The 21986-nt window shown below is 71.6% G+C and carries 10 protein-coding genes; 6 read left to right on the top strand and 4 right to left on the bottom strand.

The genetic code is table 11. The annotated features are described in order from the left end of the window. Position 1: 1 nt before the first annotated feature. Complete coding sequence (locus Psi02_RS13705) at positions 2–1294, bottom strand: extracellular solute-binding protein (protein WP_203974114.1); 1293 nt, start codon at positions 1292–1294, stop codon at positions 2–4. 310 nt (positions 1295–1604) lie between these two features. On the opposite strand from Psi02_RS13705, the gene Psi02_RS13700 reads away from it, so the two are divergent. Continuing rightward, positions 1605–2882, top strand: coding sequence for an ABC transporter ATP-binding protein (locus tag Psi02_RS13700; RefSeq protein ID WP_203974112.1), 1278 nt, complete (start codon positions 1605–1607; stop codon positions 2880–2882). A 25-nt stretch (positions 2883–2907) separates the two neighbouring features. On the opposite strand, the gene Psi02_RS13695 is transcribed toward Psi02_RS13700, so the two are convergent. Further along, a complete protein-coding gene (locus tag Psi02_RS13695; protein WP_203974110.1) occupies positions 2908–3528 on the bottom strand; it encodes an ACT domain-containing protein in 621 nt (206 codons plus the stop codon). Positions 3529–3759: 231 nt separating this feature from the next. Between Psi02_RS13695 and Psi02_RS13690 the strand changes: the two genes are divergently transcribed. Beyond that, a complete protein-coding gene (locus Psi02_RS13690; protein ID WP_203974108.1) occupies positions 3760–5145 on the top strand; it encodes a sensor histidine kinase in 1386 nt (461 codons plus the stop codon). Here the strand turns inward: Psi02_RS13690 and Psi02_RS13685 are convergent. Beyond that, a complete protein-coding gene (locus Psi02_RS13685) occupies positions 5069–10465 on the bottom strand; it encodes a non-ribosomal peptide synthetase/MFS transporter (protein ID WP_203974107.1) in 5397 nt (1798 codons plus the stop codon). The genes Psi02_RS13690 and Psi02_RS13685 overlap by 77 nt on opposite strands. A gap of 182 nt (positions 10466–10647) precedes the next feature. Here Psi02_RS13685 and Psi02_RS13680 point away from each other — a divergent pair, with 182 nt between their 5' ends. The 3 genes from Psi02_RS13680 to Psi02_RS13670 are packed head-to-tail and all read left to right on the top strand — an operon-like array spanning position 10648 to position 18784. Continuing rightward, complete coding sequence (locus Psi02_RS13680; protein ID WP_203974105.1) at positions 10648–16887, top strand: non-ribosomal peptide synthetase; 6240 nt, start codon at positions 10648–10650, stop codon at positions 16885–16887. Next, entirely contained in the window at positions 16884–17099 is a 216-nt protein-coding gene (locus tag Psi02_RS13675) for an MbtH family protein (RefSeq protein ID WP_344053427.1), read from the top strand. The genes Psi02_RS13680 and Psi02_RS13675 overlap by 4 nt, the downstream gene beginning before the upstream one ends. After that, positions 17096–18784 carry a condensation domain-containing protein gene (locus Psi02_RS13670; RefSeq protein ID WP_203974102.1) on the top strand — a complete coding sequence of 563 codons (1689 nt, stop codon included), beginning with the start codon at positions 17096–17098 and terminating at the stop codon, positions 18782–18784. Before Psi02_RS13675 ends, Psi02_RS13670 begins: the two co-directional genes overlap by 4 nt. 39 nt (positions 18785–18823) lie before the next feature. On the opposite strand, the gene Psi02_RS13665 is transcribed toward Psi02_RS13670, so the two are convergent. Beyond that, positions 18824–19762, bottom strand: a complete 939-nt coding sequence (locus tag Psi02_RS13665) for an alpha/beta hydrolase (RefSeq protein ID WP_203974100.1) — start codon at positions 19760–19762, stop codon at positions 18824–18826. Positions 19763–19909: 147 nt separating this feature from the next. Here Psi02_RS13665 and Psi02_RS13660 point away from each other — a divergent pair, with 147 nt between their 5' ends. Continuing rightward, positions 19910–21985 carry an N-acetylneuraminate synthase family protein gene (locus tag Psi02_RS13660; RefSeq protein WP_203974098.1) on the top strand — a complete coding sequence of 692 codons (2076 nt, stop codon included), beginning with the start codon at positions 19910–19912 and terminating at the stop codon, positions 21983–21985. The last annotated feature ends 1 nt before the right edge of the window (position 21986 follow it).

The following is a 21986-nucleotide window of genomic DNA, read 5'->3' as shown; positions in this document are numbered from 1 at the left end:
GTCACAGACCCCAGCCCTTGAGGATGCCCTGGTAGGCCGTGGCGACGTCCTTCAGCATCGGCTCCGTGGAGGTCTGGCCGCCGGCCAGCTTCTGGTAGCCCTCGACGAGCGGCTGGAACAGCGAGGCGGCCTCGGGAATCCAGGGACGCTCGACGGCGGACTCCATCGGCTTCTGCCACTGCGCGATCTTGGGGTTCGCCGTGGCCTCCGGCGCGGAGTACGCGGAGGTGCGGGTGGGCAGCAGGCCGAGCTTGCCCGCGATGGCGGCCTGGCTCTCGGTGGAGTCCATGAACTGGACGAACAGGTACGAGGCGGCCAGGTTCTTGGAACCGGCGTAGACCGTGTAGTCGTGCCCGCCCACGGGCGAACCCGCCTTCACCGTTCCGGCCGGGACCGGAGCGACGCCGAAGTTGTCCGGGTCGTCCTTGAAGACCTTGCCGCCGAGGTTGTCGGCGTTCGACCAGGGCCCGTTGAAGATCATCGCGACCTTGCCTTCCTTGAAGGCGGTCTCGGCGTTGGTGTAGCTGTCCTGCAGCGCGGGCTTGACGGTCGCGCCCGACGTGATCAGGTCCTCGACGAGCTTCACACCCGCGGTCGTCTGCGGCGAGGAGATGGTGATCTTCTTGTTCGGCACGTCGACGAAGTCGCCGCCCTCGCCGTAGATGAAGGGGAGCAGGAAGTACGCGTCCACGTTCAGTGCGAGGCCGTCGGCGCCGGCCTTGGACTTGACGTCGAGTGCGACCTTCTTCAAGTCGGCCATCGTCGCCGGAGGAGCGTCATAGCCGGCCTTCTTCAGCAACTCCTTGTTGTAGAGGAGGCCGAGCGTGTCGGTGACCTGCGGGACTCCGTACGTCTTGCCGCCGTACTTGCCGCTCGCCGCCGGAGAGGGGAGGAACTCCTCCGGCTTGACCAGGGCGGGCGTGCCGTCGAGCGGCGCCAGGTAGCCCAGGGAGGCGAACTCGGCGACCCAGCCGACGTCGGTGCGCAGCACGTCGGGAGCGCCGGAGCCGGACTGGGCGGCGGTCTTGAACTTGTCGCGCGCGTCGGCGAACGGCACGTTCACGTAGTTGACCTTGATCTTCGGGTACTTGGCCTCGAAGTTCTTGATGAGCTCCTGGAACGCGGGCCCTTCCGTGGTGGCGTCGGAGGTGTCCCACCAGGTGACCTCGCCGGACACGTCAGCCGGGGCGACGCTCTGCTGGGGGATGCCGGTGCCGGTGTCGCTGCCGCCGCAGGCGGAGGCCGCCAGGGCGAGCGCCGCAGCGACCACCACGGCGGAGATGACTCGCCGCATGTTGTGCTCCTCAGGCTCAGGGGGATTTGCCCGGAACGTAACAGGGGGGCGAGCACCCTTGAAAGGTCTTGCTGAAACTTTCAGCAAAGTTGTTACATTCGCCCGGAGTCGGACGGTCACCCCAGGTCATGAACAAGCCCTGACAAATGGCCTTAACAACGGGGAACGTATCAGTAACGCCAGGTTTCACAGCGATGCCGGATTTCTCACAGCATGTATGGACACAAGCGATCAGACGCGATGTACTACCTCATCAATCACACCGATCGCTGGGGATCCGGGCTCGTGCGCCCGGGAGGAACGAGCTTTCATGAGCACCGTCGTCCTCGACAACGTGACCAAGGTCTACCCGGGTGGGTACCTGGCGGTCGACCGCATGAACCTCCGAGCGGCCGAAGGTGAGCTGCTCGTCCTGCTGGGGCCGTCGGGCTGCGGGAAGTCGACGCTGCTGCGCATGATCGCGGGACTCGAGGAGATCACCGCAGGCGATCTGTGGCTGGGCGGCAAGCTCGCCAACCACCTCGCGCCGCGCGACCGTGACGTGGCGATGGTCTTCCAGAACGGCGCCCTCTATCCGCACCGCACCGTGCGCGGCAACATCTCGTTCCCGCTGGAGATCGCCAAGACCGACCCGGCGACGGTGAAGGAGCGGGTGGTGGAGTTGTCCCGCGCCCTGCACATCGACGAGACCCTGGACCGGCGGCCGTCGACCCTCTCCGGCGGGCAGCGCCAGCGCGTCGCGATGGGACGGGCGATCGTGCGCCGGCCGTCCCTGTTCCTCATGGACGAGCCGCTGTCGAACCTGGACGCGGGCATGCGCACCGAACTGCGGATGGAGATCTCCTCGCTCGTCCGCTCGCTCGGCGTCACCACGATCTACGTGACGCACGACCAGGTCGAGGCGCTGACACTGGCCGACCACATCGCCATCATGAACAGAGGCGTGCTGCAGGACCTCGGCACTCCCGGACAGGTCTACAACGATCCCGCGACCGCGTTCACCGCGGCGTTCCTGAGCTCCCAGCAGCTCAACCTACTCGCGGCCCACGTACGGACCCCGCAGAACCAGTACATCCTCCTGGATTTCGGCCCTCACCAGATCACGATGCAGTGGACCGATCCACGGGCGTACGCGGTGTCGCGGCACGCGGGCACGCAGATCATCGTCGGCATCCGGCCGGACGCGCTCGTGGCGGTGCCGGAGAACACCGAGGGCCCGAGCTTCTTCGGGCGGGTCCGCACGCTCGAGTACCACGGCCACGAGTGGCTGGCCTACCTGGAGTCGGGGATCCCCGCGGTCGGCGTGCCCGAGCCTCCCGACCCGCGGCACGCGAACGGCGACGGGCAGTCGGGCGGCAGATCACGCTCGGTCATGCGCCGCCTTCTCAGCAACGGCCCGCAGGAGGAGCAGGAGGACGCGCCTGCCACGCCCGCCGGCAGCGGGACACACCGCCGCGCGGACCTGATCGTCCGCCTGGGCAGCCGGCCGGTGTGGCGGGCGGGCGAGCACGGCCGCGTCGCGGTCGACGTCTCCCGCCTCATGCTGTTCACCCAGAGCGGCGCCCGCATCGACCCCCCGCGCCGCTGACCCTCCACAGCCCGTCCTTGCCGTCCTAGACCGTACGGCTGACGCCTGATCGGGCGAGGACGGCGACGATGCCGACGAGGCGGGCGATCTTGTCGAGCTCCGCCCGGTGGAAGGCCGGCCCCTGCGACCGGGCCACCACGAGATGGGTGTCGTCCATGGGCACGCACGCCAGGTGCAGGCTTCCCTCGGTCACGGTCGCCGGCCGCAGCGGCGTCAGCTCGGACACCGGCACCTCTTCCGGCGCCTGCCAGCTGCCGTGCACGACCTTGCCGTTCCCCGAGTCGACGGCCACCGCCCAGTCGGCGCTGACGAGGTCGGGAACGGCGTCCACCAGCGTGACGACGGCCCGGTCCGGCTCTCCGGCGACATGGCCGAGAAGATCATAGTCAGGGCTCGTCCCCGGAGCCTCCCGGGTCGGCCAGACCGCCTCCACCCGGGTGCCCGGCACCACGCCGATACGCTCGCGCAACTCGTCGGGCTCGAACACCCCCGACCAGGAAACGGTGAAGTCGTCGACCGCCCGCCCCGCCTGCCGTTCGAGGACGGTCACCTGCAGGATGTCGGCTCCCATGACTCCGAACGCCCGGGCCACCTGGCCCAGCACCCCCGGCCGGTCGGGGAGTGAGACCCGAAGCCGCAGCAACATCCGCATCACCTCCTTGTGCGACAACAACAGTGTCCGACCGAGGTTTCAGGTTCATTACGGCAATGGGTCATGGAATTGCCTCCCGATTCTCCCCGGCCCGTACACCGCCGTACGGGCCGGGGAGGGAGACCTCCCCACCCCGGCCGGGACCATTGAGAACTTTGGCCAACTTTGGCGATGGCTTTGGAATGTCGCGAATTTATGCGGGATGACCATGAGTAACCTCAGGGGATGCCCCTCCCCTGGCCGCGTTCGCGTTCATTGCGCGCACGCCTGACGTTCATCGCCACCGCGGCCGCGGCACTCGTGCTCATCCCCGTCTCCATCGCCGCGGACGTCGGCGTCCGGCACGCCGTCGCCGCCCACATCTGGAACGACAGTCTCGACGCGGCCGGCAGGATCGCCGCGGAGATCCGTGACGGCCACGTGCCCACGACCCTCGCGACGGCCGAGGGCGGCATCGACCTGATCGCGGTGACCGGCGCGGACGGCGCCGTCATCACGGCCACCGGCGCCGCCAAGGGGCAGCGGGAGTTCACCGCGGTACGGCCGTCCTCCGACACCCGGGTCGCCCAGACCACCACGTGCTCGCTCCCCCACCGCGACTGCGTGTACTTGACCGCCGTCCGGGTCTCGGACACGGCGGGCTCCCCGATCGTCTACGCCGGGCGCTCGGCGCCCGCCATCCTGGACAGCCGCTTCCCGGAACTCGAACTCCTCCTCCTGGTCATCGTCCTGGGCGGCGGCGCGGGGCTGACGGCGTGGAATGTCTCCGGCCGCGCATTACGCCCGGTCGAGGCCATCAGCTCGGAATTCGAGGGGGTCTCGGCCGACAACCCGGGCTCCCGCGTTCCCGAGCCCTCCGGCGACGACGAGATCGCGCGGCTCGCGCGCACGGCAAACGACGCGCTCGCCCGGCTCGACCGGTCGATCCGCCAACAGCGGCAACTCGCGGCCGACGCCTCCCACGAACTGCGGACCCCCATCGCCGGGATCCGGGCCCAACTGGAGGACGCGCGGCTGCACCCCCAGGACACCGCCGTGGCCATCGACGCGGCGCTGCGCGACACAGGCAGGCTGGAGGCGATCGTCTCCGACCTGCTCCTGCTCACCAGTCTCGGGACGACCCCGCACACCGCCGGCCAGAACGTCGACCTCGGACGGCTGGTCACCGGCGAGGTGAAGCGCCGGTCCGGCCGCCTCCCCATCCGGCTGCAACTCGAGCCCGACGTGATCGTGACGGGCCTGTCCTCCCAGTTCGCCCGCGTCGTGACGAACCTGCTCGACAACGCCGAACGGCACGCGACCACCGGCATCGCCGTGGACGTCCGCCGCGACGGCGAACACGCCCTGCTGTCAGTGGTCAACGACGGCGAGCCCATCCCCGAAGAGGACCGGGAGCGGATCTTCGAACGGTTCTACCGCAGGGACACCGCACGGAGCAGGCGGGACGGCGGCACGGGGCTCGGGCTGGCCATCGCGCGCGAGGTCGTCGAGGCCCACCACGGGACCATCACCGTCGAGGACGTCGACGACGGTGTCAGGTTCGTCGTCCGTCTCCCACTGGCGCCGCAGGAACCGCCCCCCGACGGTGACGGACCGCCTCCAGGCCTATGAGGTCGTCCGGCGGCGCGTCGGGCACCTCCACGTCGAACCGCGCCAGCCCCCTGAGCCTGAGCCCGGCCACCGCGACGAGGGCGATGGCCGCCGCGAAGGCCACGTACATGAAGGCGACGCCGCGCCCCTGACCTGTGCCGATCACCTGGCCGACGGTGGTCGCGAGTGGGCCGTCCTGCGCGAGCAACGGCTCGAACAGGCCCGCGCCGTACGGTGCCACGAGGCCGAAGCCGATCGGAAGCGTCGACCACGCCACCAGCGTGTTGAGCGCGATCACCCGGCCGTGGAAACGCTGGGGAACCTTGACCTGGATGATCGTGGCGTAGATCCCGTTGACGAGGGTCAGCGCGAGCGACATGCCGAACGCGCCTGCCATGACGACGGCGAGGTCCGCCCGCAGGCCGGTGACCAGGCAGAAGGCCGCCAGTATCAGCGTGGCGAACAGCACTCCACGCATGCGGAGCCTCCGCGGCCCGCCCCACACGGTCATCGCGAGGCCGCCGAGCAGCACCCCGACTCCCCCCGCGAACGAGACGCGGCCGACGTCGGAGAGCGTCGCGAACCCCAGCACCAAGGGCGTGAGCAGCAGGAACAGCGGCGACAGGAAGACGTTCAGCGCGGCGAAGAACAGCAGCATGCCGCGGAATCCGCGCTGCCCCCACGAGTATCGGAAGCCCTCGGCCATCTCGGCGAGCACCGACTCGCGCCGCCGCCACCCCATCGTCTTGGGGAAGCGGACCAGCGACACCGACAACACCGCGAACGCGTAGCTCGCGACGTCGATCACGAGGATGCCCTCGATGCCGATCGCGGCCATCAGCCCGACCGCGATCAGCGGGACGATGAGCTGTGCGGTTCCCGTGACCATCTGGAGCACGCCGTTCGCGTGGCCGAGGTAACGCTTGGGCACGAGTTGCGGGACGGCCGCGCCGTACGCCAGCCGCTGGAAGGTCAGCGCGACCGACAGGCAGACGAGCAGCGGGTAGACGTGCCAGACCTCGATCCGCCCGGTCCAGAGCAGCACCCCGAAGATCGACTGCGTGGCCCAGGCTCCGGCGTCGCCCGCGAGCATCACCCTGCGGCGGTCGTACCGGTCCACGATCGCCCCCGCGAGCGGCGCGACCAGCATGCCGGGCACGAGCGCGATGACGGAGAACAACGCGAAGTCCACCAGCGAACCGGTCGTGAGGTAGATCCAGAGCGGGATCGCGAACTCGGTGAGCGAGGACCCGACGATTGAGACGAGTTGTCCCGCCGCGACGGCGGCGAAGCGCCGCATGCTCGGGCGCGGTCCCGCCGCCCCGGCCTCCGGGCCGGCGTCCGTCCCGGATCCCCTGCCCGCTCCGCCCCCTGGCCCGGGAGGGGGCCGTTCCGCGGCCGCGGGTCCCGCCGCCGGCTCCGCGGCGCCGTGGTCGATCCGTGACGTGGCGTGCAGCCACCACGACCTGTCCCTGTCCTCGATCGTCTCCGTGTCACCGGACACGATGGCCTGGCGTGTCCGGGTGACGATCTTGGCCAGTTCGGCGGCTCTGTGCTTGAGATAGAAATGGCCGGCCTCGTCGAGCACGACCAGGGCCGTCTCACCGGTGAGGTGGTGCCACTCGCGATATCGCTCCTGGTAGAACTCGGTCGCGGGATCCCGCTCCCCCACGACCGAGATGATCGGCGCCTGAAGAGGATCGGAGCTGTCCCCGTAGAGGCGGGTGAAGTACTCCTCGGCCTCCCGGGTGCCCTGCCGGCGGTTGCGGATGATCGCCCTGACCTGCTCGGGGTCGAGCTCCTCGATGTCGAGCCCGGCGGCGATCAGGCCGTTCGCCCAGACCCGGTCGCTGCGCAGCCGTTCGCCCAGGTCCCGCAGAGGCGTCAGGACCGTCCTCGGCCGGGCGAAGGGGAAGATGCCGCCCAGGTGGATCGCCTCGATCTCCACGCCGGCCGCCTCCAGCCGTCGCGCGATCTCCACGGTCAGCATGACGCCGAGACCGCAGTGCCCGTAGAGGGAGATCGGTCCCCGCGCGGCCGCGAGGATCTCTTCCGCGCAGGTCTCGGCGACCTCGCCGATCGGACGGGTCTCCTCGTCGAGGCCCCATTCCTGCCCCGGCACGGCGACGGACCACAACGCCCAGCCGTCGGGCATCGCGTCGGCGAGTGGCTGGTAGATGGCCGCGCTGCCCCCGCCGTACGGCACGCAGACCAGCGTGGAGACGACGGGCCCCGCGGGGGTCAGCCGGTGCAGGAGCCGACGGGGCCCGTCGTCCGCGACCGACGCCGTCGCCGCGAGGGCCCGGACCGTCCGGTGCCTGAACACATCCATGATCGTGATCGTGGAGACCGCGCCCGCGTCAGCGGGGATCCGGCGCAGCCGGGCGACCACCTGGGCGGCGAGCAGCGAGTGACCTCCCAGTTCGAAGAAGTCGTCCTCCGCTCCGACCCGGTCGAGCTCGAGCACCTTGGCCCACACGACGGCGATGGCCGTCTCCAGCGGGGACTCCGGCGGGACGTACCCGTCCTGCTCCCGCTCGGCCGCGGGTTCGGGCAGCGCGGCCCGGTCGACCTTGCCGTGCGACTTCAGCGGCAGCCGGTCCAGCCACACGTACCGCGCGGGGATCATGTACTCGGGCAGGCGGTCGGTGAGGTGGGCCCGCAGGTCCCGGGTGGGCACCCGCTCCCCCAGCAGGTAGGCCACGAGACGGTCGCTCCGGAGGTCCACGACGGCCTGCGCCACCGCGGCGTGCCCCGCCAGCGCCTCCTCGATCTCGCTGAGCTCGACCCGGTAACCCCGCACCTTGACCTGGAGGTCCCGCCGGCCGAGGAACTGCAACTCGCCCGAGGGCAGCCACCTGCCGAGGTCGCCCGTCCGGTACATGCGCGACCCCGGCGTGCCGTACGGGTCGGGCAGGAAGCGCTCGGCGGTCAGGCCCGGCATGCCGAGGTAGCCGCGGGCGAGGCGGTCGCCGCCCAGGTGGATCTCGCCGATCACCCCGATCGGGACGGGCTCCGCCCGCTCGTCCAGCACGTACGCCCTGGCTCCGGGGAGAGGACGGCCGATCGGCAGCGCCTGTGTCCGCTCCCGCCCCGTCACCTCGTGCGTGGTGACCCCCACGGTGGCCTCGGTGGGCCCGTAGTGGTTGACGACCCGGGGACCCCGCAGCGTCCCGGCCCAGGCCGACGTCGACGCCTCGCCGCCCAGGATCAGCAGCCTGCGCGGCAGGACGTCGGACGGATCGGCCGCCTGGGGCAGCAGCGAGGCGAGGTGCGACGGCGTGATCTTGAGGTGGTCCGTGCGGCGCAACGTCTCGGCCAGTTCGGCGACGGGGAGCCGCGGGTTGAGCAGGTGGAGCGTTCCCCCGCTCATCAGCGACAGGTAGAAGACGGTCACGCCGAAGTCGAAGGACAACGACTGCATCAGCGCGTACGTTCCTCCCGGCTCGACCTCCAGCCGTTCCCGGACCCCGGCCAGGTAGGTGAGGACCTCGCGGTGCTGCACGGCGACGCCCTTGGGCCGCCCCGTCGTGCCGGAGGTGTAGATGACGTAGGCCAGATCCGTGCCGGTCAGGCCCGGATCTGCCGGTGAACCGGCCGGGCCTGCGGGCATCGCGGCCAGGAACTCGGCCGTGACGGTCACGCGCACCCCGGCGTCGGCGGTCATCGCGGCCAGCCGCGCGGCGGGCTGGGCCGGGTCCAGCGGCACGTAGGCTCCGCCCGCCTTCAGGACCCCCAGCACGGCGACGGCCAGATCGACCGACTGCTCCAGGCTGACGCCGACCCGCGAGCCCCGTGTCACTCCGAGGGTCCGCAGGTGGACGGCGAGCGCGTCCGAGCGGCAGGCCAACCCCGCATAGGTGAGGGACGCGTCCCCGCAGGTCACGGCCACCCGGTCCGGCGGCCCCGCGACGACGTCGTGGAGCAGAGTGTGCCCCGTGGGCCGCGGTTCGGGTGACCGGGAGAACTCCAGCACCCGCTCGCGCTCGCCCGCGGCGAGCATCGGCAGCTCCGACAGGCGCCGCGACGGATCGGCGACGACGGCGCGCAGCAGCACCTCGAAGTGCGCGGCCATCCGCCCGATCGTGTCAGGGCCGAACAGAGCGGTGTTGTAGGTGAGCTGCCCGCTGAATCCGCCGGGCTTCTCGAACAGGTGCAGCGACAGGTCGAATCTGGCCGTGCCCGCCTCGGCGGCGAAGGCCGACAACGTCAGGTCGCCGGAGCCCACTCCCGCCGCGAAGTTCTGCAGGGCCAGCGTCGCCTGGACGACGGGGGACCTGCTGACGTCCCGCTGGACGTTCAGCTCGGTGACCAGACGGTCGAACGGCAACTCCTGGTGGGCGTAGGCGTCGAGCGCGGACTCGCGGGTGCGGGCCAGGAAGGTCTCGAACGTGGGGTCGCCGCCGAGGTCGGCGCGCATCGCGAGCGTGTTGACGAACATGCCGGCGACGCCGTCGAGTTCCGGCAGCCCGCGACCGGCGATCGGCGTGCCCACCGCGAAGTCGTGCTGGCCGGAGTAGCGGGACAGCAGGATCTGGAAGGCCGAGAGCAGCACCATGTACGGCGTGGCCGCGTGGGCGTGCGCCGTGGCGGACAGGTCGACGTCGAGCGCGAAGTGGTGCACGGCGCCCGCGTGGCACATCTCCCGAGGTCGCGGTTCGTCGGTGGGCAGGTCGAGCACGGGCACGCCCGCGAGACGCTCGCGCCAGTAGGCCACCTCCCGCCCGTACTCGCGGTCCCGCTGCCAGACCGCGTAGTCGCCGTACTGGACGACCGGCGGGTCCGGGCTCTGTCCCCTGATGAACGCGAAGAGCTCGCGCAGGATGACGTCGAACGACCAGCCGTCGGTCACGAGGTGGTGAGCCGCCAGCATCAGCACGTGGTCGACGGGCGTCAACCGTACGAGCAGGGCACGGACCAGTGGCCCCTCGTCCAGGTCGAACGGCCTGGACAGCTCCCGCTCGATCAGGTCGCGCGCCTCGTCCGGCCCCTCCGCGGTCTCCAGCCGGAAGCCCGCCCGGGGCTCCGCGTCAATCTCCACGACGGGAAGGCCCTCGCCGGTGGTGTGGAAGCGCATGCGCAGCGCCTCGTGCCGGCGGACGACCTCCAGCAGAGCCGGTTCCACGGCCGTCTCGTCCAGCTCGCCCTCGATGCGGAGGGTGACGGGGACCGTGTAGACGGTGGTTCCCGGCGCGTACTGCTCGAGGAACCACAACCGCTCCTGGGCATGCGAGAGCGGCGGAACCGAACCGGGGGGTCGCGGCGTGATGGAGGCGGAACCGGTACGGCGCCGCAGGCGCTGCGCCAATAGGGCTTTCTTGTCGGCCGACAGCGTGGTCAATGCGCGCCTCCACCAACTGTGTAGAGTTTTTAACTGGCAAGTGTCTTTACAGTTGCCGGTCGACCGCGAGTCTTACACACGACCGACAGGCGCGAAAGGGGCTTGTCGGCCTGCCCTTTCGCGTGATTCACTGACGCCGTTCGCGCTCACTGTAAATAAACTTTTCAATTGGGCGGTCATTCGTGGAACAATCTCAGCCGCTTTCTCACGGCCAGGAACGGCTCTGGTTCCTCCACCGGCTCGACCCTCTCGACCACTCCTACAACACCGGTCACGCCTACCGGTTGCACGGCGATCTCGACGTGGCGGCGCTCGAGGCGGCGTTCACCGCCGTCGCCGCCCGGCACGAGACGCTGCGCACCCGGTTCGAGGAGGTGGGCGGCCGGCCGGCCGCCGTCGTCCTCCCGCCGGAACCCGTCGTCGTGGACCGCTTCGAGGCGGCGAACGAGGACGACGCCCGGCGGCTGGTCGCGCAGCGGGCCAACGCCCCCTTCGACCTGTCCGCGGCCCCGCTCATGCGGGTCACACTCGTGCGGCTGGGCCCGGACGACCACGTGCTCGCCGTGGCACTGCACCACATCATCGCCGACGGCCTGTCCACGAACATCCTGCGAGACGAACTCGCCCATCACTACGCGGGCGGTGCGCCCCTTCCGCCGCTTCCTCTGCGATACGGCGAGTACGCCAGGTCGGAACGCTCCAAGGACGGGGGCGCCGACCTCGCGTACTGGACGGAACGCCTGGCCGGCGTGCCCGTGCTCGAACTGCCCGCCGACCGGCTGCGGCCGCCGCACAGGACGGGCGACGGCGGGGAGGTCAGGTTCACCCTTCCCGCCGAACTGGCGGAGCGGGTGGCCGGGCTGGCCCGCGAGCGGCGGTGCACCCCGTTCATGGTGCTGCTCGCGGCCTACCAGGTGCTGCTCGGCCGGCACAGCGGCCAGGCGGACTTCTGCGTGGGCGCACCCGTCGCGGGCCGCGACCGCACCGAGTTGGAACCCATGATCGGCTTCCTGTCGAGCATGCTGATGCTGCGTGCCGACCTGTCGGGCGAGCCCACCTTCGCGGACGTGCTCAAGCGCACCCGCAGGACCGTCATCGAGGCCATGGGGCACGCGGACATCGCGGTGGAGCGCCTGCTCGGTGCGCTCGACATCGAACGTGACCTGAGCAGGACGCCGCTCTTCCAGACCATGTTCGGCGTGCACACCCAGAGCGGCGACGTCAGCGAAGGCCCGCTGCCCGGGCTGCGCGCGACGCCGTTCCCGCCGGGGTGGGTGGCCGCCCGCACCGACCTGTCGCTCGACCTGTGGCCGGACGAGGACGGCGGGTTCCTCGGCGTCCTGATCTACAGCTCCGACCTGTTCGACCGGGAGACGGCGGTCAGGATCGCGCTCAGGTTCGAGACGCTGCTGCGTTCCGCGCTCGACGCCCCCGGCCGGCCGGTGGCGTCGCTCGACATGCTCCCCGCCGCCGAACGGCGGAGCCTGCTCGCCCGAAGCTCGCCCGGCGCCCCTCCTCCCGCGAGTCCCGCCGCGGCATCGGGCGTGACCCTGGTCGACCTCTTCCTCGACCAGGTCGCCGCGCGGCCGGACGCCGTGGCCGTCGTCGCCGGTGACGTGAACGCCGGCAGGGGGACCGGCGGGGATTCCCGCGGCGGCTCCGCCGGGAACGAGGCCGGCGACGGATTCCGCGAGGAGCTCACCTACGCCGAACTGGCCGCCCGAGCCCGCGACCTCGCCGCAGGCCTCAGGAGCCGGGGCATCGGGCCGGGATCACTCGTGGCCCTGCGGCTCGAGCGCGGCCCCGGCATGCTGGTCGCCCTCCTCGGCGTGGCCATGTCGGGTGCGGCCTACCTCCCCGTGGACCCCGATCATCCGCAGGCCCGCGTCGACCACGTGATCGAGGACTCCGGGGCCGCACTGGTCCTGACCTCGGCGGACGTCACCACCGGGCGACCCGCCACCGGCGGGCTCCCCCGGCCGCGGCCTGACGACCCGGCGTACGTTCTCTACACCTCGGGCTCCACCGGCCGGCCGAAGGGCGTCATCGTCTCCCACGGCGCGCTCGCCAACCTGCTGCTCGCCATGCGCTCCCTGATCGGGGACGGCCCCGGGCACACCTGGCTCGCGCTGACCTCGCTCGCGTTCGACATCTCGGCCGTCGAGGTCTTCCTGCCGCTGATCACCGGCGGCCGGGTCGTCGTGGCCGCGGACGCCCGTGACGGCCGCGCGCTCGCCGAACTGATCCGCGAGCAGGGCGTCACCCACGTCCAGGCGACTCCCTCAGGCTGGCGGATCCTGCTCGCGGGCGACCTCCACGTGCGAGGCCTTCGCCGGGTGACGGCCGTCGTCGGCGGTGAGGCCCTCCCCCTCCAGCTCGCCCGCGAGCTCCGGGCGAGGACCACACGCCTGATCAACGGGTACGGTCCGACGGAGACGACGATCTACTCCACCGCGTGGGACGTCCCCGCCGAGCCGTACGAGGTGATGATCGGGCGGCCGGTGGCGGGCACGACCGTCCACGTGCTCGACCCGTCAGGCGCCCTCGCGCCGATCGGGGTGCCGGGCGAGCTGGTCATCGGGGGGATCGGAGTCGCCATCGGCTACCTGGCCAGGCCGGCGTTGACCGCCGAGCGCTTCGTGCCCGATCCGTACGGCCCGGCGGGCTCACGGCTCTATCGCACGGGTGATCTGGCGCGCCGGCGCCCGGACGGCGTCATCGAGTTCCTCGGGCGGAACGACCATCAGGTCAAGGTCCGGGGACACCGCGTCGAGCTCGGCGAGGTCGAGGCCGTCCTGGAAACCCACCCCGCCGTACGGCAGGCGGTCGTCGTCCTCCGGGACGAGGCGCTGACCGCCTTCGTCATCGCGGACGGCGACATCGGCGGGCTGCGTGAGCACACGGCGGCCGAGCTTCCCGTTTACATGGTGCCGACATCGATCATCCCGCTGGACGCGCTGCCGCTTACGCCCAACGGCAAGGTCGACCGCACGGCGCTCGTCCGGATCCCGCGGCCGGGATCTCCGCTCGCGTCCTCCCGTCGAGATGCCGGGGCGGACGGGCCCGCCGGCGGGCCCGGGGAGCGGACACCGCCGCGCACCGAGACCGAGCGCCTGGTCGCGGCCGTGTTCGCCGAGGTGCTCGGCGGAGCACGCGACGGCGCGACCGGCGGACAGACGAGACAGAGCGGTGAGGGGCAGCGTCCCCTCGAGATCGGCGCGCACGACGACTTCTTCGCACTCGGAGGCCACTCGCTGCTCGCGACGATGGTCACCGCGCGGTTGCCGGGGCGGATACCCGTGCGGGAGCTGTTCGCCCGGCCCACGGTGGCGGAGCTGGCGGCGCTCGTCGACACCCTGGCACCGGGACTCGGCGACGGGCCGGTCCGCCGCCCGGAGGGGACCGCACCGCCGCTGTCGTTCGGCCAGGAGCGGTTGTGGTTCCTCACCCGCATGGATCCGCAGGACGGCGCCGCGTTCAACATGTGGCTGGTCCGCCGGCTGCGCGGGCCGCTCGACGTGGAGGCGCTGGAGCGGGCGTTCGCCACCGTGACGGCGCGGCATGAGAGCCTGCGCACCCGGTTCCCCGACGCCGACGGCGAGCCCGTGGTGGTGATCGACCCGCCGGGCCCGGTGACGATCGAGCACCTCACGGCCGGAGATCCCCCGGCTGAGCGGCTCGTCGCCGATCGGGTGAACACTCCCTTCGACCTGGCGGACCGCCCGCCGATCCGCGTGGCGCTGATCCGGCAGGGCCGGGACGACCATGTGCTGTGCGTGGTGATGCACCACATCATCGGCGACGGCTGGTCGCTGAACCTGCTGCTCGACGAGCTCGCCGACGCGTACTCGGGCCGCTTGCTCGCGCCGGTCCCCCTCCAGTTCGGCGACGTCGCCGTCTGGCAGCGCGAGCGCGATCTCGACGGCCCGCTGGCCTACTGGCGTGACGAGCTCGCGGCCCCCACTCCCCTGGAGCTGCCGACGGACCGGCCGCGGCGGCGGACGGCGGACCCGGGTTCGGAAGACCTGTCGGGTCACCGCGCCGGCCGCGCCGAGCGGATCGAGTTCCGGCTGGACGCGGTCGAGGCCGACACGCTCGCCGCCATGGGCCGCCGGCGGGGTGCGACGCTGTTCATGACACTGGTCGCGGCCTACCAGGCGGTGCTCGCCCGGCACACCGGGCAACCGGACATCCTCGTCGGCACGTCCGTCGCGGGCCGGGACACCGTCGAGCTCGAGTCGGTGGTCGGGTACCTCACCGACGTGCTCGTCCTGCGCGGCGACCTCGGCGCGGATCCCACCTTCACCGAGTTGCTGGCCGCCACCCGGACGCGGGTCCTCGCCGCCTTCGCCCACCAGGGCATCCCGTTCGAGCGGCTCGTGGCCTCGCTCGGGCTCGAGCGCGACCTGAGCCGGACCCCCGTCTTCCAGACGATGGCGATCCTCCACACCCAGGACTCCGGCCGGGTCCCCGGATCGTTCCGGGGACTGACGGCCGGGCAGTTCCCCGGGGGTCACGACCGCGCCAAGTTCGAGCTCATGCTGGAGGCGCGGCACGACGGCGGCGACCTGCTGGTCGAGCTGGAGTACGACTCCGGCCTCTTCGACGCCGCGACCGTCCGGGGACTCGCGGCGCGTCTGAAAACGGTGCTGCGTGAGGTCTCCGCCGATCCCGACCGCCCGCTGTCGGCGATCCCCCTGCTCACCGAGGACGACCGGGCGTTCCTGGACGCGGTCCGCGAAGGGCCCGCCGCACCGCCGGCGACCCCGTCGGTGCCCGAGATGTTCGCGCGAGCCGTACGGACCCATCCGGAGGCGGTGGCGATCGGCTGCGCGGGACGGACGGTCACCTACCGGGAGCTCGACGCGCTGGCCGTGCCCACCGGTCGCCCGGGCGGCGTCGTGGAGGTGACGGCGGGAAGGTCGCCGGAGAGCGTCGCGGCGCTGCTCGGGGCGTGGAAGGCGGGGGCGGCATATCTGCCGGTCGACCCGGAGCTTCCCCAGCGGCGCCGGGACCTGATGACGTCCGAGGTGGCAGACCTCACCGTGGACGGCGCCGCCTACGTCATCTACACGTCGGGTTCCTCCGGCACGCCCAAGGGAGTGGTGGTCGACCACGAAAGCCTCGCCGGCCGGGTCGCGTGGATGATGGACGCCTACGCCCTCGGGCCGGACGACCGGGTCGTGCAGTTCGCGGCGTTGAGTTTCGACACGCACGCCGAGGAGATCTATCCGGCCCTCGCCGCCGGAGCCCGGCTGGAGCTCCTCCCGGATGGGGCGGCGACACTGCCCGACCTGCTCGATTCGCCCGACGGGCAGCGGGTCACCGTACTCGACCTGCCCACGGCTTACTGGCATCACCTGGTGGCCCGGATCGACGAGATCGCCTGGCCGCCGTCGCTCCGCCTGGTCGTCCTCGGCGGGGAACAGGTCGGCGCGGAGGCCGTGACCCGCTGGCGTCAGCGGTTCGGAGGCCGCGTCCGGCTGGTCAACACCTACGGCCCCACCGAGGCGACGATCATCGCGACCGCCGCGGACCTGACCGGCGAGCCGGACGACCTCACGCCCCCGATCGGGCGGCCCATCAGCGGCACCCGTGCGGTCGTGTTGTCGGAACACGGAACGCCGGTGCCTCCGGGGGCACCGGGTGAGCTGTGCCTCGGCGGCGCCGGAGTGGCCAGGGGATACCTCCGCCGTCCGGGTCTGACCGCGGAGCGGTTCGTGCCGGACCCGTGGGGGCCTCCCGGCGCCCGGCTCTACCGCACGGGCGACCGCGCCCGGTGGCGCCGGGACGGCCGGCTCGAATTCCTCGGCCGGATGGACGACCAGATCAAGGTGCGGGGGTTCCGCGTCGAGCCGGGCGAGGTCGAGGCCCTGCTGGTCACCCACCCCCTCGTACGGCAGGCGGCGGTGGCGGCCTACGGCGACGTCCTCACCGGATACGTCGTCACCGACGCGGCCGTGGACGGGCCGGACGGGCCGACGCTGGCGCAGTTCGCCGCCTCGGCCCTTCCGCCCTACATGGTGCCGTCGGCCTGGGTCTTCCTCGACGTCCTGCCCCTCACCCGGCACGGCAAGGTGGACAGGGCGGCGCTGCCCGCTCCGGGACCTGCGACCGCGGGCACGCCGACCCCGCCGCGCACGGACGCCGAGCACCTCGTCGCCGACGTCTTCGGCGAGGTCCTCGGCGTCGAGGGGGTGGGGGCGCTCGACGACTTCTTCGCGATCGGCGGCCACTCGCTCCTCGCCGCCCGGGTGACCGCGAGGCTCACCGCCATCACCGGCGTGACCGTGCCGATCAGGGCGGTCTTCGAAGGCACCACCGTGGAACGGCTCGCCAGGACCGTCGAGGACCTGGTGGTCGCGGAACTGACAGAGCTCTCCGACGAGGAAGCCGCCCGACTGGCGATGGAGGTCATGTGAGCAGCCCGACGAGTGACCAGGACGGCGAGCGCGTGGGCGGTCACCTCGCCTACCAGGTCGTGGTCAACGACGAGGAGCAGTACTCGATCTGGCCGGCGAACGGCTCCCCGCCCGACGGCTGGCTGGCGGAGGGCACGGCGGGCAGCAAAGAGGAGTGCCTCGCCCACATCGAGCGCGTGTGGACCGACATGCGGCCCAAGAGCGCGCGGTGAGCGACGTCCGTCACGTCACCGCGCGTTTCGGGGGCGGGCGGCCGCGGGTCGGCCCTCTGACCATGGCGCAGGCCAACATGGTCCGCTGCGTGCTCACGGATCCGCCCGAGCACATGAACTATCGGATCATCCGTGACCTGCCCCCGGACACGACCCTGCGGGACGTCGCCGAGGCCGTGGGGCTGCTGGTCTCACGGCACGAGTCGCTCCGGACGACGTTCGAGGGAGTGGAGGCCGCGGCGGACGGCCCGGCGGGCGCGGTCCAACGTGTCACCGCCGAAGGCGAACTCCTCATCGAGGTGCGCCGGGCCCCCCACCAGGGCGCCGTGGACCTCGCGGAACAGGCGGCGGCGAGCCTGCACGCGCGGCGCTTCGACCTGTCGGCCGAGCCGCCGCTGCGGGTCGCGGTGATCACCGAGGGGGACGTCCCCCGCCAGGTGGTCTTCGTCACCACCCACAGCACGGCCGACGCCGTGGGCCTCGCCGTCCTGCTCGCGGACTGGGACTCCATCATCGACGGCAAGCCGCCGGAGCCCGTCACGGCTCCCCAGCCTCTCGACGTCGCCGAGGCCGAGCGCTCGCCCGCGAGCGTGCGCCGGGCCGGTGCCGCGCTGCGCTACTGGGAGACCCAGCTCCGGCGGATCCCCCGCTCGACGCTCACCGTCACCGTGGACGACAGCCGGACGGACTGGATGTTGCCCCGCCTGCGGGTCCGCTCGATCTCGGCGGCCCGCGCGCTCGGTCTGATCGGCGCGCGGACCGGGGTCAGCCGTTCGGCGGCCGTACTCGCGGCGCTGGGCGCGCTCGCGGGCCTGCGGAACGGGCAGCCGGCCTGCCCGATCATCTCCATCTCGGCCAACCGCTTCCGGCCGGAGTTGCGCGACTACGTGGGTCCGCTCGCCCAGGACGCGCTGATCCCGATCGACCTCACCGAACCGTCCTTCGACGGCGTGCTCCTGGCGGCGCGGGCGGCCTCCCTCGCGGCCTACCAGAACAGCCGGTTCGACTCGGCGTCACTCGTCCAGATCATGGAGGAGGTGTCCCGTTCCAGGGGCGTCTTCTTCGCCAGGGACATCGTGTTCAACGACATGAGCGTTCCCGGGCGGCCCGGCCGTACGGGCCCGGACGGCACGCCACCCGACATCCGGTCGGCATGGCTTCCCGAGGCGACCTTGCCCGCGCGCGTCTCGCTCTGGGTCCACCGCCTGGAAGGCGAGGTCGACGTCACCCTCTGGGCGGATCCCCGATGCCTGCCCAGGGCGGACGCGCAGGCCCTCGGCGAGGGCGTCATGCGGCTGCTCATCGAGGCGGGCGGCAGGGACGTCGGCCTCACCGAGTTGTCCGCCCTGACGGGGATCACCCCCGAGAAGCGGGGAGAGGGGTGGCTGACCGTCGACTCGTGCTGGGTCGACCTGGCAGCGGTGCGGCGGCTCGTCGCGGACGCCGTCGACGGGCCCGGTCTCGTCGTGCCGGTTCCGGACGAACGGCTGGGTCACCGGCTCGTGTGTTACCTGAACGCGGAGACCACGCCCCACGACGCCCACTCGGCCTGCCTGGCGATGTCGCCGGGACGGATGTCGGCCATCGCCCCACATCATTACGTGATCTGCTCGTCCGCCCCCGCAGATCTCGGCTCCGTGCGGGCGTGGCGCGATCGGGCCCTGACCGAAGGCCCGGGACGCTAGGCCCGGGACGCTGGACCCCGCCCGGCCGGGTGCGGCCTGCTAGGCGGGGAACAGCGCGGGCAGCACCTCTTCGAGCTCGCGGCTCCAGTACCGCCACTCATGTGCGCCGGCGCCGTAGAAGTCCGTGGTGACGGACACTCCGGCGGCCTTCGCCGCGGTGACGAAGCGCCGGTTCCGCTCGAGGATCGAACGCTCGCCCGTGTCCACGGCCTGACCCGGAGTGTCGAACGGGCCGGGCCTGCCGTCCCCGCAGGAGAGGTAGACCCGGACGTCCCCGAGGTCTCCGGCCAGGTCCGCCGGGTTGTGCGCCCTCCACACCTCAGGCCGCTCGCCGGCGCTCCCCCACAGGTCACGCGGGTCCACGCCGTACTCGCGCATGAGTCCTTCGAGCCCTCCGGGGTCGTATCCGGTGTCGATCACGCCGGAGAAGGACGCCGCCGCCCGGAACACACCCGGGTGCCTGGCCGCGTAGGAGAGCGCGCCGAACCCGCCCATGGAGGCTCCCGCGATCACGCGATGATCACCGATGCCGTACCGTCTCTCCACGAGGGGCCGCACCTCGTCCATGTGGAACGTCTCCCACGCAGGCCCGTGGAGCCAGTTGGAATACCAGCTCATGGAGCCACCCTCCGGGACTACCACGACGGCTTTCAGGCCGGCCGTAATCCGCTCGGCGTCGCCGTACACCAGCCACGCGTCTCCCCTGCTGACGCAGCAGCCGTGCAACAGGTAGAGAACCGGCCATCCCGTCGACCCCTGCGTCCAGCCCTTCGGTTTGAGCACCCAGACCGAGCCCTCCCTGCCGAGCGCGGGCGACTGGATCGACAGGCGGTCCACCCTGGTGCTCAGCCCCTCGACGGCCGTGACCCGCGGCCCGGGAGTCCCATCCGCTCCGATACGTTCCGTCGTCGTTCCCGGCGCCCCTGCGCAGGCCGCCAATGCGGCGAGCAAGGTCAGAGCAGCGAAGATCCGGCGCATTCCGTGCCTCCTGTAACCGTGATCGCCCGCCTCGACGTCACCCAAAGTTAAACATGCGGCCTATACCTGTTCAGCTGACTCACGCCCAACCAGCCCTCCCACTGGCTAGGTTTCGGGGCACCCCCAATCTGGGGGGACTCTCGTCGCATGCAGAAGGAGTCACTCGTGCGAGTGCTGGCTGTTGTCCCCGCCCGTGGAGGTTCGGTGGGCGTCCCGCTGAAGAACCTGGAGAAGGTGGGAGGCACACCACTGGTCGCGCGAGCTGTCGCCGCGTGTCTGCAGGCAGAGCTCATCGACGAGGTCGTCGTCAGCACCGACAACGACCGCATCGCCGAAGTGGCCGCGAACGCGGGCGCACGCGTCGTGCACCGCCCGGCCGACATCAGCGGCTCGACGGCCTCCAGCGAGTCGGCCGTCCTGCACGCCCTGTCCGAGGGGCTCGGCGAGGACCCGGAGATCGTGCTCCTGGTGCAGTGCACCAGCGCCTTCATCGACCCGGCGGACCTCGACGCGGCCATCGCGAAGGTCGTCGCGGGCGAGGCCGACTCCGTGTTCGCCGGTACCGAGACCTACGAGTTCGTCTGGACCGGCGACGGTCAGGGTGTCAACCACGACCCCGCGACCCGTCCCCGCCGCCAGGACCGCGAGGCCCAGTTCCGCGAGACCGGCGCGTTCTACGTCATGCGCACGGCCGGCCTGCGTGAGCACGGGCACCGCTTCTTCGGCCGGATCGCCGTCCAGCAGGTGCCGGCGGAGCACGCGGTCGAGGTGGACACCCCCGAGGACCTGAAGATCGTCCGCGCTCTCGCCCCCGTCGTGGACCGGCCGCTGCCGATCGACGTCGACGCCGTGGTGACCGACTTCGACGGTGTGCACACCGACGACCGCGCGTTCGTCGACTCCGAGGGCCGCGAGCTCGTCGCCGTCAGCCGCGCCGACGGCATGGGCGTCTCGCTCCTCAAGCGGGCCGGCGTCAAGCTCCTGGTGTTGTCGTCCGAGCAGAACCCCGTGGTCGCCGCCCGCGCCGCCAAGCTCGGCGTGCCCGTCGTCCAGGGCCTGACCACCAAGCACGAGGCGCTCAGCGAGTGGATCGCGAGCGAGGGCCTCGACCCCGAGCGGGTCGCCTACATCGGCAACGACGTCAACGATCTCGCCGCGATGTCCCTCGTCGGCTGGCCGGTGACCGTGCCCGACGCCCACCCCCGGGTCCGCGCCGCCGCGCGCGTCGTGCTGTCGACCCCGGGTGGCGCGGGAGCCGTCCGCGAACTGTCCGACCGTGTGCTCGCCGCCCGGCCCGAGGCCGCCCCCGTCGCGACCGCGACGGTCTCCTCGGTCACGCCGCGGACCCAGCCCAAGCCGGTGCAGATCGGCGACGCGCTCGTCGGCGCCGGCCAGCCGGTCTACATGATCGCTGAGATCGGCATCAACCACAACGGCGACGTCGACATCGCCCGCAGGCTGATCGACGTCGCGGCCGACGCCGGCTGCCAGGCCGTCAAGTTCCAGAAGCGGACTCCCGAGATCTGCGTGCCCATGGAGCAGCGCAGCCAGATCCGGCAGACTCCGTGGGGCGAGATGACCTACATGGAGTACAAGATCCGGACCGAGTTCGGCTACGACGAGTACTCGCAGATCGCCAAGCACTCCGAGGAGCGCGGGCTCGCCTGGTTCGCCTCCCCCTGGGACGTCCCCTCGGTCGAGTTCCTCGAGGCGATGGACGTTCCCACGCACAAGGTCGCGTCCGCCTCGATCACCGACCACGAGCTGCTCCGGGCCCTCGCGAGCACCGGCAAGCCGATCATCCTGTCCACCGGCATGTCGACGCTGGAGGAGATCGACAAGGCGGTCGAGATCCTCGGCACCTCCAGGCTCGTGATGATGCACGCCACCTCGACCTACCCGCTGCCTCCTGAGGAGGCGAACCTCCGCACGATCGTCACCCTCCAGGAGAGGTACGGCGTGCCGGTCGGGTACTCGGGTCACGAGCGCGGCCTGCAGATCTCGCTCGCGGCGGTCACGCTCGGCGCGGTCACCGTCGAGCGGCACATCACGCTCGACCGCACCATGTGGGGTTCGGACCACGCCGCGTCGCTCGAGCCGAGCGGCCTGGAGCACCTCGTCCGGGACATCCGCATCATCGAGAGCGCGCTCGGCGACGGCGTGAAGCGCGTCTTCCCCGGCGAGGAGGCTCCTCGCGCCCGTCTGCGCCGCACCACCGCCTGAT

This window comes from Planotetraspora silvatica, from assembly GCF_016863315.1.
Taxonomy (GTDB): Bacteria; Actinomycetota; Actinomycetes; order Streptosporangiales; family Streptosporangiaceae; genus Planotetraspora; species Planotetraspora silvatica.
Note: the sequence above shows the minus strand (reverse complement) of the source record. Positions and strands in the feature narration are given on the sequence as shown.

Excerpts from the sequence above, each read along its gene's own strand:
- Psi02_RS13700 (WP_203974112.1), top strand. The coding sequence starts at position 1,605 with ATGAGCACCGTCGTCCTCGACAACGTGACCAAGGTCTACCCGGGTGGG.
- Psi02_RS13660 (WP_203974098.1), top strand. The coding sequence starts at position 19,910 with ATGCAGAAGGAGTCACTCGTGCGAGTGCTGGCTGTTGTCCCCGCCCGT.
- Psi02_RS13695 (WP_203974110.1), bottom strand. The coding sequence starts at position 3,528 with ATGTTGCTGCGGCTTCGGGTCTCACTCCCCGACCGGCCGGGGGTGCTG.
- Psi02_RS13690 (WP_203974108.1), top strand. The coding sequence starts at position 3,760 with ATGCCCCTCCCCTGGCCGCGTTCGCGTTCATTGCGCGCACGCCTGACG.
- Psi02_RS13665 (WP_203974100.1), bottom strand. The coding sequence starts at position 19,762 with ATGCGCCGGATCTTCGCTGCTCTGACCTTGCTCGCCGCATTGGCGGCC.
- Psi02_RS13705 (WP_203974114.1), bottom strand. The coding sequence starts at position 1,294 with ATGCGGCGAGTCATCTCCGCCGTGGTGGTCGCTGCGGCGCTCGCCCTG.